Annotated in this window: 22 protein-coding genes; 7 read left to right on the top strand and 15 right to left on the bottom strand. The window is 64.0% G+C overall.

Annotated elements, in window-relative coordinates; translation table 11 throughout:
- Positions 1-491 precede the first annotated feature (491 nt).
- Positions 492-1,928 (top strand): MFS transporter, encoded by a 1,437-nt coding sequence (locus tag OHA42_RS18395; RefSeq protein ID WP_406238662.1) that lies wholly within the window; start codon positions 492-494, stop codon positions 1,926-1,928.
- 362 nt (positions 1,929-2,290) lie between these two features.
- Here OHA42_RS18395 and OHA42_RS18390 read toward each other — a convergent pair whose 3' ends face one another.
- Positions 2,291-2,725, bottom strand: a complete 435-nt coding sequence (locus OHA42_RS18390; RefSeq protein WP_406238660.1) for a hypothetical protein — start codon at positions 2,723-2,725, stop codon at positions 2,291-2,293.
- Positions 2,726-3,434: 709 nt separating this feature from the next.
- Between OHA42_RS18390 and OHA42_RS18385 the strand changes: the two genes are divergently transcribed.
- Positions 3,435-3,881, top strand: coding sequence for a hypothetical protein (locus OHA42_RS18385; RefSeq protein WP_406238658.1), 447 nt, complete (start codon positions 3,435-3,437; stop codon positions 3,879-3,881).
- A 10-nt stretch (positions 3,882-3,891) separates the two neighbouring features.
- Here OHA42_RS18385 and OHA42_RS18380 read toward each other — a convergent pair whose 3' ends face one another.
- From OHA42_RS18380 to OHA42_RS18365, 4 genes are all read right to left on the bottom strand, one after another.
- Positions 3,892-4,215 carry a hypothetical protein gene (locus OHA42_RS18380; protein WP_406238656.1) on the bottom strand — a complete coding sequence of 108 codons (324 nt, stop codon included), beginning with the start codon at positions 4,213-4,215 and terminating at the stop codon, positions 3,892-3,894.
- Between the two features lie 261 nt (positions 4,216-4,476).
- Complete coding sequence (locus OHA42_RS18375; RefSeq protein WP_406238655.1) at positions 4,477-5,043, bottom strand: hemerythrin domain-containing protein; 567 nt, start codon at positions 5,041-5,043, stop codon at positions 4,477-4,479.
- Positions 5,040-6,848: a thiamine pyrophosphate-requiring protein gene (locus tag OHA42_RS18370; protein WP_406238653.1), complete on the bottom strand. Its 1,809-nt coding sequence runs from the start codon at positions 6,846-6,848 to the stop codon at positions 5,040-5,042. The genes OHA42_RS18375 and OHA42_RS18370 overlap by 4 nt, the downstream gene beginning before the upstream one ends.
- Before the next feature lie 432 nt (positions 6,849-7,280).
- Entirely contained in the window at positions 7,281-7,670 is a 390-nt protein-coding gene (locus tag OHA42_RS18365) for a hypothetical protein (RefSeq protein ID WP_406238651.1), read from the bottom strand.
- A 233-nt stretch (positions 7,671-7,903) separates the two neighbouring features.
- Between OHA42_RS18365 and OHA42_RS18360 the strand changes: the two genes are divergently transcribed.
- Together OHA42_RS18360 and OHA42_RS18355 are read left to right on the top strand one after the other, a co-directional pair.
- Positions 7,904-8,740, top strand: coding sequence for a DUF1206 domain-containing protein (locus tag OHA42_RS18360; protein ID WP_406239457.1), 837 nt, complete (start codon positions 7,904-7,906; stop codon positions 8,738-8,740).
- Between the two features lie 161 nt (positions 8,741-8,901).
- Positions 8,902-9,075 (top strand): CsbD family protein, encoded by a 174-nt coding sequence (locus OHA42_RS18355; protein WP_406238650.1) that lies wholly within the window; start codon positions 8,902-8,904, stop codon positions 9,073-9,075.
- A gap of 178 nt (positions 9,076-9,253) precedes the next feature.
- Here the strand turns inward: OHA42_RS18355 and OHA42_RS18350 are convergent, their stop codons facing one another.
- Positions 9,254-10,462, bottom strand: coding sequence for an AI-2E family transporter (locus tag OHA42_RS18350; protein ID WP_406238648.1), 1,209 nt, complete (start codon positions 10,460-10,462; stop codon positions 9,254-9,256).
- A gap of 42 nt (positions 10,463-10,504) precedes the next feature.
- Between OHA42_RS18350 and OHA42_RS18345 the strand changes: the two genes are divergently transcribed.
- The 3 genes from OHA42_RS18345 (at position 10,505) to OHA42_RS18335 (ending at position 11,633) form a co-directional block, all read left to right on the top strand.
- The gene (locus tag OHA42_RS18345; protein WP_406238646.1) at positions 10,505-10,630 is read left to right on the top strand and encodes a hypothetical protein; all 126 of its coding nucleotides are present in this window, start codon (positions 10,505-10,507) and stop codon (positions 10,628-10,630) included.
- Between the two features lie 295 nt (positions 10,631-10,925).
- Positions 10,926-11,081 (top strand): DUF6131 family protein, encoded by a 156-nt coding sequence (locus tag OHA42_RS18340; RefSeq protein ID WP_406238645.1) that lies wholly within the window; start codon positions 10,926-10,928, stop codon positions 11,079-11,081.
- A 345-nt stretch (positions 11,082-11,426) separates the two neighbouring features.
- Positions 11,427-11,633, top strand: coding sequence for a hypothetical protein (locus OHA42_RS18335; RefSeq protein ID WP_406239455.1), 207 nt, complete (start codon positions 11,427-11,429; stop codon positions 11,631-11,633).
- 280 nt (positions 11,634-11,913) lie between these two features.
- Here the strand turns inward: OHA42_RS18335 and OHA42_RS18330 are convergent, their stop codons facing one another.
- The 9 genes from OHA42_RS18330 to OHA42_RS18290 are packed head-to-tail and all read right to left on the bottom strand — an operon-like array spanning position 11,914 to position 16,246.
- Positions 11,914-12,219 carry a gas vesicle protein K gene (locus OHA42_RS18330; protein ID WP_379080300.1) on the bottom strand — a complete coding sequence of 102 codons (306 nt, stop codon included), beginning with the start codon at positions 12,217-12,219 and terminating at the stop codon, positions 11,914-11,916.
- Positions 12,212-12,439: a gas vesicle protein gene (locus OHA42_RS18325; protein ID WP_406238643.1), complete on the bottom strand. Its 228-nt coding sequence runs from the start codon at positions 12,437-12,439 to the stop codon at positions 12,212-12,214. The genes OHA42_RS18330 and OHA42_RS18325 overlap by 8 nt, the downstream gene beginning before the upstream one ends.
- On the bottom strand, positions 12,436-13,224 hold the full coding sequence (locus tag OHA42_RS18320) for a GvpL/GvpF family gas vesicle protein (protein ID WP_406238641.1): 789 nt from the start codon (positions 13,222-13,224) through the stop codon (positions 12,436-12,438). Before OHA42_RS18320 ends, OHA42_RS18325 begins: the two co-directional genes overlap by 4 nt.
- Complete coding sequence (locus OHA42_RS18315) at positions 13,221-13,607, bottom strand: gas vesicle protein (RefSeq protein WP_406238639.1); 387 nt, start codon at positions 13,605-13,607, stop codon at positions 13,221-13,223. The genes OHA42_RS18320 and OHA42_RS18315 overlap by 4 nt, the downstream gene beginning before the upstream one ends.
- Positions 13,604-13,939 (bottom strand): gas vesicle protein GvpO, encoded by a 336-nt coding sequence (gvpO, locus tag OHA42_RS18310; protein ID WP_406238637.1) that lies wholly within the window; start codon positions 13,937-13,939, stop codon positions 13,604-13,606. Before gvpO ends, OHA42_RS18315 begins: the two co-directional genes overlap by 4 nt.
- Before the next feature lie 5 nt (positions 13,940-13,944).
- Entirely contained in the window at positions 13,945-14,202 is a 258-nt protein-coding gene (locus OHA42_RS18305) for a gas vesicle protein GvpG (protein ID WP_406238635.1), read from the bottom strand.
- A gap of 3 nt (positions 14,203-14,205) precedes the next feature.
- Positions 14,206-14,967: a GvpL/GvpF family gas vesicle protein gene (locus OHA42_RS18300; protein WP_406238633.1), complete on the bottom strand. Its 762-nt coding sequence runs from the start codon at positions 14,965-14,967 to the stop codon at positions 14,206-14,208.
- Entirely contained in the window at positions 14,967-15,374 is a 408-nt protein-coding gene (gene gvpJ / locus OHA42_RS18295; protein WP_406238631.1) for a gas vesicle protein GvpJ, read from the bottom strand. Before gvpJ ends, OHA42_RS18300 begins: the two co-directional genes overlap by 1 nt.
- Positions 15,371-16,246 (bottom strand): SRPBCC family protein, encoded by an 876-nt coding sequence (locus OHA42_RS18290; protein ID WP_406238629.1) that lies wholly within the window; start codon positions 16,244-16,246, stop codon positions 15,371-15,373. The genes gvpJ and OHA42_RS18290 overlap by 4 nt, the downstream gene beginning before the upstream one ends.
- Positions 16,247-16,362 lie beyond the last annotated feature (116 nt).

Here is a 16,362-nt window from a genome sequence, read left to right as displayed (position 1 = left end):
ACTTGTTCACAGGCACACGGACATCCGGCTCCGGCGCGACAATGTAGTACTTGCCGTCCGGGGTTCGTTGCTTGCGACTCGACCTTCGCGATCGTCTCCGGCCACCACCGCGGCCGACGCGGCGCGAGAGCCATCGTCCAATGGGCCCCGGCGCCGGGAACACCGTTTTCACCGTGGTGCCCGCCGAGCCCATCAGCAGCCAGCTCGCGGACGAGCGGGTAGATCACGTGCCTCGACCGCGCTGAGATGTGCCCGCTGCCGACGCCGGGCAGTACGGGTTGCTCGAATTGAATATCAACGCGGCAGATGGCCCGTGGCTCGGTGTACAGGACGACGGCGGACGTAGCGCAGCGGAACTAAAAAAGCACCTTGGGACACCTGCGGCCCTGTGGCTGCCGTCGGCGCGGGGAGAAAACCGTTCGGGAGCGGACGCACGCGGGCGAGTTGACGCGCCTGGGTTTCCCGAGCCAGGAATCGGGAAGAACATCGGAATGACCACGGTTCGCACGCGGATCCCGGCCCGGCTCGATCGGCTCCCGTGGGCGCGCTGGCATTGGATGATCGTGGTCGGGCTGGGGTCGGTGTGGATCGTCGACGGTTTCGAGGTCACCGTCGTCGGCAATATCGCGGCGAAACTATCCGAGCCCGACAGCGGCCTGGCCATCTCCTCGGCGCAGGTGTCCGGGCTGGCGGCGGCCATGTATGTGGCGGGGGCGTGTGTCGGTGCCCTGCTGTTCGGCTGGCTGACCGACCGCTACGGCCGCAAACGGCTGTTCATCATCACGCTGGTGGTGTATCTGGTGGCCACCGCCATGACCGCGTTCTCCTTCTCGCTGTGGTGGTTCGTGCTGTTCCGGTTTTTCACCGGGCTCGGCATCGGTGGCGAGTACGCGGCCATCAATTCCGCGATCGACGAACTGATTCCGAGCAAGTACCGCGGCCGCATCGACATCGTCATCAACGGCACCTACTGGCTGGGCGCGTCCGGCGGCGCGCTGCTCTCGGTGGCCGCGCTGAATCCGCAATTGTTCGCGCCGAACATCGGCTGGCGCTTGATGTTCGGGATCGGCGTGATCTTCGGCTTGATGGTGCTGGTGGTGCGGCGCCACGTGCCGGAGAGCCCGCGATGGATGTTCATCCACGGCCGCGACCGCCAATCCGAGGACCTGGTCGAGAGGGTGGAGGAACAAGTACGCCGGGAGACCGGCACCGATCTGCCGGCTGTCGAGCAGACCATCGAGATCCGCCAGCGCCGCTCCACCGGGTTCGGCGAGATCACCTCGGTCATGATCCGCAAGTACCCGCGCAGCAGCACCCTCGGGCTGGCGCTGTTCGTCGGGCAGGCGTTCCTCTACAACGCGGTCACCTTCAATTTCGCGGTCATCCTCGGCGAATCATTCGACGTGCCCAGCGACCGCACCGGCTACTACTACGCCCTCATGTGCCTGGGCAGCTTCTTCGGGCCGCTGTTGCTCGGCCGCTACTTCGACACCATCGGCCGCAAACCCATGATCGCGGGCTCGTACCTGGGATCGGGAGTCCTGTTGCTGCTCACCGCGATACTGCTGGTGCGCGGCGATCTCACCGCGGTCACACTCACGGTGTGCTGGACCGTGGTTCTGTTCGTGGCCTCGTGCGGCGCCAGTTCCGCATATCTCACGGTCAGCGAGATTTTCCCGATGGAGACCAGGGCCATGGCCATTGCCTTTTTCTTTGCCGTGGGCACTGCCGTGGGCGGTATCGCGGGACCGCTGGTCTTCGCAGAGCTCACAGGTGACGGCGACCCCGCCCGCACCGCGCTGGCCTTCACCATCGGCGCGGCGATGATGATGCTCGGTGGAGTCGTCGAGCTGATCCTCGGCGTGCGAGCCGAGGGCCGCTCTCTGGAAAGCATTGCCGCCCCGTTGAGTTCGCAGCACACCGGCTGAATCAGCGGCACAGTCGAGATGAGCGTTTCGGATAGGCCGTCAGGTCGCGGCGCGATAGCCTCGAGGATTATTTCCCGGCACTGATCGTGCCGAGCTCAACCAACGTCTCCCTCATCGCGTCGCTGCATACCGGTGAGGGACTGTCGGCCGTACTGTCACATCACAGAGTTCTCAACCGGCCGCCAAGCCATCCGACGATGCTCCCGTCCGGGCCGTCCTTCGGGTCGGGAGCGCATCGGATGACGACACGAAAACCCAGACTTCGGCACGCCGCCCGCCGACCGACATCCCGGTCGGTGCAGACTGCCCAGCCGACGCCACGGCATATGCCGTTGACGGTGCCCGCTGTCGTGAACGCAGACTCAGCTGCGTTCAGTCTGCGAGGTAACAGCAGGGTCGTGGAAGCTCGCGGGGGTTTCCACATGTGCCCAGCCGCCTGACTCGCCCAGCAATGCGCTCTCGACCGGGGGTGTCACAAACGCGGGCGGAGCGAATCGGACCTCGCTCTGGCGCCCTGCCGTACTCACCACTGCAAGTTGCTCAGGTCCGCACCATTCGGTAAGCCACAACCGTCCGAAAAACATGATTTCGGGGCGGGACTGATCGGCCAGGGTCACCGTGACATCGGCGCCGACATACTCGCCCCATACCACCCACCACATGTGATCCGGTTCGGTCTCCACTGTTCCCGATGTGCCCACGACCATGTCGCTGCGCCCCAGCCACGGACGCCACAACAGCTTGTCCTGCATCGCCTCGGTCAAGATCGTCGGGGTGGCGGATCCGGAAATGATCATCGGCGTCCCGCCACTGCACAGCCAGACCAGACCCAGGCAGTACCACCTCCTGGAAGTCGAGTCCATCCTCCCTGGCCCCCGATGCGTGCACATCGCAGTGCTGCGAGACTGCCTGTTCGACTCGACTAGCCGCCATGTCGCTGTGTTTCGGTATCAAGATCATCCATTCCTGACTCTGTGCCGCCGCTGTCCCGACCGCCACGAGCTCACAAGTGCCGGCCAGTTCCCCGCAAAGCCTGCCCGGTCCGCCCTCGATCCCAGCGCCTGCATGGTGGGGAGGTCTGGCTCGAATTCCGGCTCGCTCGGAGTGCGGCGAACGAACAGCCGCGCGGGTGCCAGACCGAATTCGGCGGACTGGGAATTCATCATGGTCATGTTGTCCCGATTACCCGAGGCGCACTGTTATCAAACCGTGATTTTTGCGCCCTGGCCTGAACCCCGGAGCGTGCGTGCAATGGCCGCGCCGATACCGCGGGCACCGGCCTTGCAGAGCGCGGCCTTCAGGACGGACATCGCGATTCTTTCGATGCGGATGGGGACTTCAGAATCGCGCAACGACGCCCGTCCGCCGCGAAGGCCGAAAGTCTCTGATCCCCAGGGCTTTCGGCTCGGCTTCAGAAGGCCCTGCCCCTCGGCCGCGAGTCCCTGTGCAAGAGGCCGTCGTGCCTCAGCAATGGCAGTCCGTCGATGGCACCGTGGAATCAACGAAATGGAGAAGCGCCTGGACCATGGCTTGCCCGAGGACAACACCGTCGAGCCAGCAATGGTGCACTCGGTCCTGGCGCCGTCGATACGCAACACCCAATCCTGGCGGCGGCGATCGGCGACCGCACCGTGTGCACCTGGCGTTCCGGCCAGTAAAACCAGGAGCCCACCCACCGGTCATGACCTGCCCGCCGAGGCGTTCTGGACAGCCCTATCGGCCGATTTGGCACGCGAATCCGACTTCGGTGAGGTGCTGTTACTTGGGACCTCCGCCGAGGATCGGTTGACGCGGTTGCGTGCCGGTGAGGCGAAGAGCGCAGTGTCATTGACCGCCACCAACGCCGGGATCGGCAACCTGCGCGCTGATCGAACCGCTGGAGGTCCCGAACTGTGGCACAAGCTCCGACTCGTCAACGGCGCATGTACGCACCCGGCGCGCCGAGTTCATTGATCCCAGTGCCCTAGCCCGGGCTGTCGTCGCACGAGGCCAGGGTGACCGCGAGCCCGCGTAGTTCACCCGGGATCAACACCGATTCGACCTCGCCCCGAAACGACTCGAGTACCACCCCATCCGACCAGGCCAGCTCGTAGCCATACCGGCGGCGCCCGCTATCGAGCGCGGCCCTGATGTCGCGTTCGACGCGCACGGCCAGCTCGGTCAGCGCTGCGACAACCTGGCGCGGACTACCGACGTTGGAGACCTTCCACCACACACCACCTGTACCCGGCTCGCCGATCTCGACCCGGTAGATCAAGTCCATGCCCACAGCATCGGAGGCGCTCACGCTTTCCACTCTGCCCGAAACCAGACTGGACGCCAGTGTGAAACGCCGATCAACTCCGAGCAGGCACGCACCTCGATCCACAGAGGAGAACAGTCAGCCAGATGAACCGAGCCGGGGACGCCGCCGGGCAGCTGGACTGCTTGGCAGAAATCACCTGGCACGCCTGGCGTAGCTCGACGCCGTAATAGGCCGGGAGGAAGGCCGCGCAAGCAGGTGGCCGTCAACAGCAGTACCGGTATCACCGCAAGCGACGGCTCCCTATCATTTGTCGGATTTCCGATGCCACTCTCGCACCGCGTCACGAGTCCGGTCGAACAATGCCAAGGGCGGACCTGTGAGCAGGTTCGCCAACGCCGATTCTCCCGTGTGCGGGTGCGGTCTGGTCGGGGCGATCGCTTCGGCGGCACGAACAGAGCCGGCCATGTGCTCCAGCTGGGTTGCCGAGTACTGCCTGCGCAACAGTGAGAACTCCTCGTTCTCTTCGTGAGTAGCGTGTGCAGTCACCGCCTCGGCGAACCCGGCCAGTTCGGTGTCGAAGTCCGGGTGATCAACCCCGAGCGAATATAGCTCTGCCAGTGCTTGTTTGGCCTCATTCTCTTCTTCCAGTCTTTCGGCGACCAAGTGGTCAGCCCCGAATTGGGCACGGGCGGCAATGGGATGAACCACTTCTTCTTCCGCGCTTTCATGGACCGCGAGTAACCGCACAAGTTCGGTGAACAGCTGTTGTTTGTCGCCGTTGCCCGACTTCAACTGGGCGAAGAGATCTTTGATCTGTTCGTGCTGCGCGGTGAGTAGCTCGACGACATCCTGATATTCTTCGGTAGTCATGAGGACTTCCTTTCGCTCATACGCGGAATGAATTCCTGTGCTTTGGTTTTAACGCCCTGAGCCATGAGATGCCAGGCTCCGGGGTCACCGCGCAGGACGGCCTCCGCGGTATCTTTCATTTGCTCGAACGTCGCGTGGGGCGGGATCGGTGGCACCTCGGGGTCGCAGCGAACATCGAGCAGGGTCGGCCGGTCCGCGCTCAAAGCATGCTTCCATGCCTCGGCCAGATCGTCGGGGTTGTCGACCGCGATCGAGGACATACCCATACCGCGCGCCAGATCGGCGTAGGACACCTCCGGAAGTGACTGGGATTCTTCGAACTTCGGTGCGCCGCCCATCGCTCGCAGCTCCCAGGTGACCTGGTTGAGGTCATTGTTGTGGAAGACACAGACGACAAGCCGTGGATCGGTCCACTGAGAGCAGTAGCGCCCGATGGTGAGCAATTCGGCCAGGCCGTTCATCTGCATGGCTCCATCACCGACCAAGGCGATGACCGGCCGATCCGGATGTGCGAATTTCGCGCCGATGGCATACGGAACGCCGGGGCCCATGGTCGCCAAGGTTCCTGACAGTGATCCCCGCATCTGTCCACGCATGCGTAGGCAGCGGGCGTACCAGTTGGTGGAGGACCCCGAGTCGGCGGTGACGATGGCATCGTCCGGGATCTGCTGGGACAACTCCCACACCACCCGCATCGGATTGACTGGCTTGGCAGTGAGCATCGACTGCCGCTCGACGGTGTCCCACCACCGCGCCACGTTCATTTCGATCCGTTCCCGCCAGGACCGGTCGTTCTTGCGGGCGATCATCGAATTCAGTTCGGCCAGTGTCGCTTTCGCGTCGCCGACCAGATTTGCCTCGGTCGGATAGCGCATCCCGATCATGGTGCCGTCGATGTCGATCTGCACTGTGCGGGCCTGTCCGAACTCTGGCATGAACTGCGTGTAAGGAAAATTCGAGCCGACGATGAGCAGGGTGTCGCAGTCGCGCATCAATTCGTAGCTCGGCCTAGTGCCGAGCAGACCGATCGAACCGGTGACGAAGGGTAGATCGTCGGACAGGACATCCTTGCCGAGCAGTGCTTTTGCCACGCCCGCCCCAGTGAGTTCGGCGCACTCTACGACTTCGTTTGCCGCGCCGCGCGCACCCTGACCGACGAGGATCGCGACCTTGGAGCCGGAGTCGACGATGTCAGCGGCGCGCTGGATCTCGGCACGGGGTGCGGTGACCGCAGCCGGCGCGAAGATCGGCGGTGGGCTCGACGGCACTTGTTTGAAGTCATGGGTCGGTGCTTCGTATGGTTCTTCTTGCAGATCTGCGGGAATGATCACGGTGGTTGGCGCGCGCCGGAACATCGCGGTGCGGAAGGCTCGATCCAGCGCGTTGGGCAGCTGACTCGAGACGTTCACCTCGACCAGATAGTCGCTCGCGACGTCCTTGAACAGGCTCTGCAGGTCGACTTCCTGCTGGTAGCTACCGCCCATTGCGCTACGTGCAGTCTGGCCGACGATCGCGACGACAGGAACATGGTCGAGTTTGGCATCGTAGAGACCATTGAGCAGATGGATCGCGCCGGGTCCGGAGGTGGCCATGCAGACGCCGACGCAGCCGCTGAACTTGGCGTAGCCGGTGGCCTGGAAGGCCGCCATTTCCTCATGCCTGGCTTGGATGAACTGGGGTTTGTTGTCGGCGCGACCGAACGCGGCGACCAAACCGTTGATGCCATCACCGGGGTATCCGAAAACCTGGTGCACACCCCATTCGCGCAATCGTTGCAGGACGTAGTCACCAACTTGCTGACTCATGGAGATCTCCCGTCGGTTCTCTCGTCGTTGGCCGAGGGGTTGCCGGTAGACAGGGACGTGTCCCCGCCTTGCCCGAGAGCTTGCGGTACAGCACTACTGCACCGACGAGCAACGCGATACCGATGATCACAAGTAGTTCCATAGCTGGCGCCTACCCGGTATTCGGAGGACCAATCGAGGATCTCCAGTTGCGACTACTCGGAAACCGAAGCCACCGACGAGTTGTCACAGCGGCGCACTCAGAGCCCAGAACCAGGCCCGCGAATCCGAGCCGAAGTGACACCGCTTTCGCCGACGGCGAGCCACCCGGTCGCCTCAACTCCGCGGAGGGGGCAACCCATCCCGATAGCCTGACGCCTGCCACGCCATCGGCGTACACGGCCGCCGTCCAGACCTGACGGACATGCAGGGTCATACAAATCCGACACACCTTCAGACGCCGACCCGACCGTTGAACACAACACGGCGGTCGCGACTACATCGGTGCGCATATTCCCGACCCCCCGACAGCCGGAGAAATCTCGGGATCAATGTCAGGGTGCGCGACGGCTGCTCAGGATCAGCCCGTTGCTGCGTCTCACTCGACTTCGAGTCCGGATCGACCTTGTCCGCGCGTTCCCACTCCTTGTCCAGCTCGGTTCGCGAATCCGCCGCTTCGCTGCGATGCACTTGCGCCTGCTGGGCAAGCTGTTCGGCCTGCGCCGCCTTGACCTCAGCTTCCGCCTTAGCCGCGCGGCTGCGGGCGGCGACCTCCTCCGCCCGTGCCTGTCGCTGACGCCACTTCACCACCCCCGAGCTGGGAAAATGAACGATCGGATGCACGGGCTGATCCTGTCAAGAGCTGCCGGCGGCGGGAGTGGCCTTGCTACGCTGACAGCGCGGCAAGGCCACTCGAAGGACACCCTGTGTTCACCGATTCCCGAGAAGGAGCCCGCCCGACAATCAGCCTCGGGACCGCGCTCCACCCCCGCATACCGCCCGCCGCACCCCGGCGGAGCTTTCACTACCACTACCAATACGAGGCAGGCACCATGCCTGACAACAACCCGTCCCCGATGTCCTCCGGCGCATCGTCGTCGGCGTCCAATGACAACTCGTCGTCCACGGCAGGCCAGCTGGTCCAGAACAGCATCTTCGAACGATTCGCCCGCACAGGCTTCGTCGTGAGCGGCATCGTGCACCTGATCATCGGCTACATCGCCATCAGGATCGCCCTCGGCGGCGCCGGTACCGCCGACCAATCCGGGGCCATGTCGGAACTGGCCGGCAAACCGGGTGGCGTCGTCGCCCTGTGGGGCGGCGTCGTCGCGTTTGTGGTGATGGCGCTGTGGCGGCTCGCCGAAGCGGCGATCGGCAGCTCGTCCAAACCTGGCGCCGACAGCAAGAAGTCCGAAGCGATCGAACGCGTCAAGGCGTTTGCCCTGGCAGTAGTCTATTTCGCCTTCGCAGTCTCCGCGTTCGGATTCACCCGCGGCCGCGGCGAGTCCAGCAGCGGCCAAAGTGCGGGGATCACGGCCCGCATGATGCATACCACCGCGGGCACGATTGTCCTCGTCGCAGGCGGGCTGTTCATCATCGCGATCGGCGGCTACCACGTCTACAAAGGAGTGAGCCAGAACTTCCTCGAAGACCTCGAGGGCACCACCAGCGACCTCGTGCGCAGGCTGGGCACGGTCGGATACATCGCGAAAGGGCTGGCCATCGCCGCGGTCGGGTTGCTGGTGATCCTTGCCGTGAACCGCTCCGATCCGGGCAAAGCCGCCGGACTCGACGGCGCCTTCAAAACCGTGGGGGCTCAACCCTACGGAGTTGTCCTCCTCATATTGTCCGGCCTGGGGATCATCACCTACGGCGTCTACAGCTTCGCCATGGCCCGATACAGCAAGATGTAGTCGGGTTCGCGCGAGCAGCCGCGGCTAGGAAGCCGGCAAGCTCCCGCCATCAGTCGGGCGTCGCCTCTGCACCGTTGTTTGGTGGCGCGAATGCGGGCTATCCGCAAGAGGACCGGCTGGAAATCGCAGGCCGGGCACCTTCGAAGAAAGGGGCTCGCACCATGAGCGGTGTAGACAAGGCAAAGAACAAGGCCGAAAAGGTCGCCGGTAAGGCCAAAGAAAAGTTCGGCGCGGCCACCGACGACAAGGACAAGAAGCACGAGGGCAAGGTCGATCAGGCCAAGTCCGACCTGAAGGATGCGGGCGAGAAGGTCAAGGACGCCTTCCGTCACTGACTCGACGCCCGCCAGCGTCGATCGCGAGCGGGTGACCCTGGCGAGGTCATCCGCTCGACGTGCACCGATTCCTGTTGTCCACCAGCATATTTCACCGATACCTCCTCGCTCGAGGCGGTATCGGCCATAGCCGTGTCGGCCTGCACCGGACGCGCCGCATTGAGCCGAACCCGAACAGCTAACGCTCGTCCAAAGACGGCAACACCGTTTCTTCGACGATCAGCAGCACCGCGGCAGCGACCGGGATGGCGAGTAGCGCACCGACAATCCCGAGCAACGCGCCACCGACCAGAACCGACACCACCGTCACGATCGCCGGCACCCGCACCGTTCTGCCGATGATTCTGGGCACGAGTACGTAGTCCTCGAACAACCGCAGAACGATAAAGAAAATGATGGTAGCCACGGTGACGGGCACCGACACGGTGAGCGCGACCAGGGCCACGATAATCCCCGCCAGAGTAGAGCCCACCACAGGAATCAAGTCGAGGACAGCGACCAGCACGGCCAGCAACAGCGGGTACGGCACATCGAAGATCAACAGCCAAATGAAGGTCAAAACCGCGGTGATCACCGAAATAACCAAATTCCCCAGAATGTAGCCGCCGACCTTCACGAAGATCTCGTCGCCGATCAGGATCGCCCGTGGGCGGCGGGAGCGCGGAAACAGCCGGTAGATCGACGCGCGAACCTGCGCGAAATTGGCCATGAAATAGCCGGTCAACACCGCGACGATCACTGTGCCACTGACAATGCTGAAGACGATCCGACCCGCACCGAGGACACCCCCGGCCAACTTCGAGGGATCGGACCCGAGCCCTTCCTGGAGTCGGTCCTGGAGATGGAAGCGAGTGTCGAGCGCTTCGATGAGTGGATATCGTTGCGCAAGATGGTCGACGTAATCCGGAGCGTTGTGAACCAGCGTGCTGCTTTGGTTGACCAGCGGAGGTATCGCGGCCGCAAGGAACCCTGCCAGCAGGCCGATCGCCACCACGAACACTGCGGCCACTGCGGCCCATCGCGGGAACCATGGTCGAACCAGCCACGACACGACAGGTTCGAGACCTATCGCCAGGAACAATGCGACGGTGATCAGTACCAGCACTTGACTCGCGGCGAGTACCGCCTGGATCGCTGCGTAGGTCACCGCCACTCCCGCCGCGCCTGTCAAGCCGACCATGAACGGCGATCGCGGATCGAATCGTCGCCCCGGCTTACCCAGCGGATTCTGCGTCGTACTTGCCTGCGCGGCCGCAGCTTCCGCGGCGATGATCGGCCCGCCCTCGTCGGTGGTGTGGGGTTGCGCGACCAGGTCGCTGTGGCCCTGCTCCGCCCCGTCGGCGGTGCGGGGGCCCTCGCTTGGGGCTGGGTCGGTGTCTTCGTTCATAGCGTGGGTCCGCGGGGGGTATGCGACTGCGGCGGAGTAATAATGTCCGTCGGCGGCAAGGGGCGTACGGTCGCTGGTCGGTCGAAAAGCATCGACAAGCTCACCGACACCATCAGCGATCTACTGATCCGGAAGCTCGATGGGCAGGCCGCGAAGCCGACTATTTGAGCCACACTGAGCATACCGTGAACGCATAGCAGGCTGATCTGTGCGCAGTGCAGCCGAACCCGAACACACCGCCACAACTGGCGAGCTGCGAATTCGATAAAACAGGTGTGTACATCCCTGGTCTCGAGGCGTCTACTGGAATATGCAGGACCTCGGGTTGATCATCATGATTGTTCTTCCCATGGCCACGGGGTAGGCGTAGTGACTGGTGCCGACATTGCGCCCACAATCGTATAGGAGCACGGGAGGGTTTCTCGGGCCCTTCGAATGCAGCAGTGAAACTAGGTAGCTGGCCATGATCGTTCTCGGAATCATCCTTCTTATCCTTGGGTTTATATTTGGCATCCCGATCCTCTGGACGATCGGGATCGTGGTGCTCGTCATCGGGCTCGTGTTACTGCTGTTGGGGTCGACGGGTCGCGCCGTCGGCGGCCGACGGCATTACTACTGACCTTTGGATAGCGCTCGCGCTACGATCCGGCCGCGTTCACCGCTGTCGTCTGAGCACCCTCAGCGTCAGAGGTAGTCGACGCGGGGTCAGAGCTAGCTCAATATCGTTATCCACCCACCCCGCAACACTGTCGAATTGATCATCTGCGGCCCGACCCCGTTCGCGCCAGCACCGTCAACTCGGTAGGACCGCTCTACGACGCCGAGGGCATCCAGGTAGACCCGATGCTCTTGACCTCCCGTGCCACGAGATTTTCGCCGAACTCCGGCGGCTTTCCACGCCAACGAGGTGCGTGCAGGGGCGCATCGAGTGAAAGAGCGCAGAATGGAAAACAGAAAGGTCGTCATGCGAGCGATACAGGGCCTGCTCAATGTGGTGTTGGGGATCGTGACGGCCGTGCTCGGCACGGTAGTCGCGTTGCTCGCGGCCGTGGTGTGGATCCTTGGTGCGGTGTTGTGCGCGACGATCCTCCTGATTCCGCTGGGGCTTCCCGTCATCAAGCTCGGCAGCCGCCTGTTCGGCCTTGCTCGACAGCTGATGCATCTCCCCTGACGCACATCCCCAACGTCCACGCCGCGCATATCGTTGTCCCGGGCGTCCACGAGGCGCGCCGACTGACTTGTGGACAGGTTGCGGAACGTTGCAGATGGTGACTTTAGGGTTGACTCCTGTTTGGGGGTCGGGTCATTGGCGGGATCAGTCCGATGGTTGCGCCGATCAGCTCTGTTCAGGGAATGTGGCCGCAGGGCCTCGATTCATGATCAACGGCACGTGCTGGAAGGCCCTGAGCGAAACCGCAGCGTTGTGCCGTTGATCATGAAGCCCACTGGCGTCAGCGGTCGGTCGGATCACGCGGGAGAAGGGTGCCGAGAGGACCGAGGTCGATGTTGAGGTCTTCTGGGGTGAGTCCGAAGTGGTCCCGTAGTTCGTCCATGCGTTGTTCGAGCAGCATCAGGGTGGTGCCGATGCGTTCGATCTGGGTGTCGGTGAGGTCGCCTGCGTCGACGCGGCGTAGTGCTTGCCGCTCCATCAGTTGCCGCAGTAGTTCCACCAGGGTGAGGACGAGGGTGACCAGCCCGCGCTCGACGGATTCCGGTTCGGTGTCGATACGCGGTGGGATACCGCCGAATTCAGTCATCGCCGGGCGGTTCCAGCACACCGCGAGAGGTCCCGACCGGCGCCGACAGCGTGCTGATCGAGGAGATGAGGGCTCGCAACGAGACTTGGACCAGGTCGACGTCCGCGATGGCGAGTTTGACATCGCCGGAAATCACCACCCCACCGGCCAGTACCCGATCCAGCAGGTCGACCAGCGCGACGCGGCGCCCGTCGTCGACATTGTGGCCGACCTGGCTCATCCCGGTTCTCGTTCCACGCCTGCAAACGAATACGGCGGCCACGGGCCGGTGAGTTCGAGCCGGACACCAGGGAATTCGGCACCGAGCATCGTGACGGTCGCGGTGAAGTCGTCGGTGCGATCGTCGTCCACGAGGTATGTCCCGTTGAGCACCATCCAGTCCCGGCGGCCACTCACCACTGGATCGGTCAGCGCCTGCCGGCGTCCGGCCGCGGCGTGGTGAACCAAGCGCGTGTGGATCTCCTCGGCCTGCTCTGCCGCGTCGCGTTCCACGCTGTCCTGCGCGGACAGTTGCGCGCGGCGCCGGGCCAGATACGCGGCCCCGGCCCCCGTTGCACCGCCTTCGTTCGCGGCCCGGGCCTCGGCCACGGCAGCGGTCAGGGCGGCGCGATCGCCGTAGGCTTTCACGCCCCACTCGGTGCGGCCGCTCACCAGGGCCAGAGCCGCACCGAAGTCCGCTTGCCGCTCGTCGAGCAGCTCGCGCACCCGGTTGTCGTCGCGGAAGACGGTGGCCAGTCGCAGCGGGACGGTGGGGCCTCGGCGCACCAAGGCCGACACGACGGCGTCGTGCGCCCGGGCTGTCGCCTCCAACCAGTCGAGATCCTCCAAGTGCCTGTGGAGAGGTTGCTCCCCGAAAACCTCTAACGGCACCGAGCCGACGACTGCCGTCAGATCGTCCGAGACCACCGCCCGCACCGGCTCGCCCGAGACTCCGGTCAGCTCGCTCGGTTCCGCTACGCGGCTGGAGGTCACCGCGTACAGCCAGACCCCGAGACCAGCGGTCACGATCGTTCTTCCTTGGGCTCGCGGCCGCGCTCGATGAGTTGACGGCGTTCATTCGTCGCCTCCAGTTGGGCGATCCGGTCCCGAAGTTCCCGGTTCTCGAGTTCGAGATCCCGATCCTGCCGTTCCAGGGTGCGGGCCTTGCTGTTGAGCCATGGGTCGGTCTCCCACCAGTCGATGCCCACCGCCTTCGCCGTCTCCAGGGACGCGATCACCAAACGCAGCTTGATCGTGAGCAGTTCGATGTCGAGCAGGTTCACCTGGATGTCGCCCGCGATCACCAAGCCCTTGTCGAGGACCCGCTCCAGGATGTCGGCGAGGTTCGTGGACTGATGCCCGCCTCCGTAGGGCTGCGGGACGGAAGATCCACCTCCGACCACCGTCATTGCCGCTCGTTTCCGCCGACGTCGGTGTTGCCGCGCCCATAGCGCCTTATTCTGCGGTAGGCCAGCAGATTCCCGTCGAGATCAATCTCCGCCTCGTAGAGCGCTAGGATGTCCGCCGACGATGGGATGCGACGATCCTCGAGCACCTCGATCTCCACCAGCCAGCCATCCTCCGTCGGTTCCATGCAGGTGACGCCCTGCACGTGTTTCGAAGTCAGTTCCACGAGGTGTTCGATTGCTATCGCTGCGGCTTGCGCCGCGGCCAGGGGAGGCTGTTGGTTCGACGCCGAATGAACGTCCTCGGAATCGTCGGAAGTAGTCTTGCGGGCCACGCGAGTCACTCCGTCCGGTCGATCGCGGTCACGTCATCCGCAGAGCCGGTCATGCGATCCAGGACCGCCTGCTGCGCTTGCTGCTGCTCTTCTTCGGACAAGTGACCGGCCTCCGCCGCGCGATCGATCTCCTCGAGCTCGCCCCGCAACGCCGCGGGATCATGGAGCTGCTGCTCGACCTGGTCCTGGATCACTTCGCCCAGCCACATCACGCCGCGAACCGGCGCGAGGGGCAACGACAATATCGATGAGAGCAGACCCATGCCTCACCCCTCGGGGGCTCGCTTCGTCACGAAGTCGTAGGCCGCCATCGGCCCGAGCAGGTTCAGCTCCACCCGGCCGTCCCAACGCTCGGTGAGCTGGCGCAACGTCTCCTCCAGCTCTGCTTGCCGAGCCAACTCAACCAGCACCGCGATGTGGACGGCATCCTCCTCGTGGCTGGGCTCGCGCTGGTTGACGAGTGGTTCGAACTTCTCGAGTTCGGAAACCACCGTGCGAGTATCCTCGGCTCGCTTGGCCTCGATGGCCTGATTGATCAGCTCGCCCAGCGCGATCCGGGCATCACGCGTGGCGTCTTCCGGTTTGTCGCGGATCTCCTCGCGGAGTCGGGCGGCCTCGGCCTTCTCGTCGAGCAGCTCCCGCAGGATGGCCTCCTCGACGTAGCGTCCCCTGATCACGAACTGCGCCCGGCCCTCGAGTTCCTCCAGTGCGGCGCGGAATTCGTCCTCGTTCGCCTCGAGCAATTCGTTCTCCACCGCCTCCGTGTCGGTCATGACCGCACCGAACCGCAGCGGCAGCACCGGGGCGACCGTGGCCGACCCGTCCAGCAGTTCGGCATGGGCGGTGAGGTCCTCGGGTGTGCCCAGTGGGCGATCGGACTCGAGCGTGCTGATCAACGCGGCGATCTCACCGTGCCGCACCACCCCGACCTCACCCGGAGGATCGCCCACACCGGTCGCGTGCGGCTCGGGTTCGACGTCGGCGGGCACGATGCCATAGACATATACGGAGGTTGCGTCGGCAGCCATCACTCCTCCCGGCGTCTGGACGACTGTGGCGCTGTCTGGCGCTTGTCCTCGATGTCGCCGAGAAAGTCCGAGACCTTCTCGCCGGCCGCTTCCAGAACGCCCTTCGTCTTGTGCTTCGACGCGCCCTCGGTGACGTCGCCGACGATATCGGTCAGCCCCTTCGGTTCACTGCTGGAGATCTCGAGCCGGTTGACCGCTTCGGCGAAACGCAGATACGTGTCGACACTGGCCACCACGACACGCGCGTCGATGGTTACCAGTTCGATGCCGACCAGCGAGACTCGCGCGAACGCATCGATGACCAGTCCTTTGTCGAGAATCGTGTCTATGACATCAGCCAGGTTGGAGGAGTTCGGCCGCGCCAACGTGCCGGCTCCGCCACCGCCTCCTGCGGGTTCGATCGTCATCGGCTTGCTCCTTCGCTCTCACGCGACCGGCGGGTCACCGAGCTCTTGCGGCGGGCGGGCGGACGACGGCGAGGCTGCTTTGGTGTTTCTTCCTCGTCCGGGTCTTGTTGATCGCTCTCTTGCTCGTCGGCTTCGTCGGCTTCGGCTTCGTCGGCCTCGTCCGACTCTTTGTCGTCCGCGCGGTCGTGTTCGACGTCCTGTTCTTCGTTCTCTTCTTCCTCGCGGCGTGCGGTTTCGTCGTCTTTGACGACCTCGCTGTCGTAGATCTCGCCGTGCCAGCCCACAATGTCGTCGCTGTGCAGCACCGCCTCGATCATGACCTGCCGCTGGAAGTGCTTGAGTTCCAGGCGGCACCGGCGACCTGCCGCGCGCCACAGATTGGCGGTCTTCTCGAACACTCCCTTGGGGTGGTACTCGAGCACCACTAGGATGCGGGTCAGCCCCGGGGTGATCTCATGGAAGGTGACCGCGCCGTCGATGTAGCCTTTAGCGCCCTTGGAACGCCAGACAATCCGCTCGAACGGTACCTGCTCGAAGATCGTGGATTCCCAGGTCCGTCTCGACCAGAACACTTTGCCGGTCCAGCTGAGCTTCTCGTCGGCGACCTGCTCGACCTTCTCGACCTTCTTCATGAACTTCGGAAAATCCGCGAACTGGGTCCACTGGTCGTAGGCCAAATCGACCGGAACCCCCACGTCGATGTGCTCGACGATATTGGTCAGCTTCAGCTTCTTGCCACCGCCTTTGCCCTTGCCGCCGGTCAGTGACTCCTTGGCCGCCTCGAACTTTTCGCGGACCGAGTGCCCGAGCTTGCTCACACCCCCGCTGACGGCCGCTCGGAACGGCGAGGCACCTCCGGCCAGCTTCTCCACACCGGTCACCGCCGCCAGCAGGTTTCCTCCGCCACCTTCGGCATACTCGTTCAGCCGACCGGCAGTCTTCGATACCCGGTCCGACAGCCCGGACACCGCGCGGTCGGCCAGGTTTC

The sequence above is a fragment of the Nocardia sp. NBC_01009 genome (genome assembly GCF_045208035.1).
Lineage (GTDB): Bacteria > Actinomycetota > Actinomycetes > Mycobacteriales > Mycobacteriaceae > Nocardia.
Note: the sequence above shows the minus strand (reverse complement) of the source record. Positions and strands in the feature narration are given on the sequence as shown.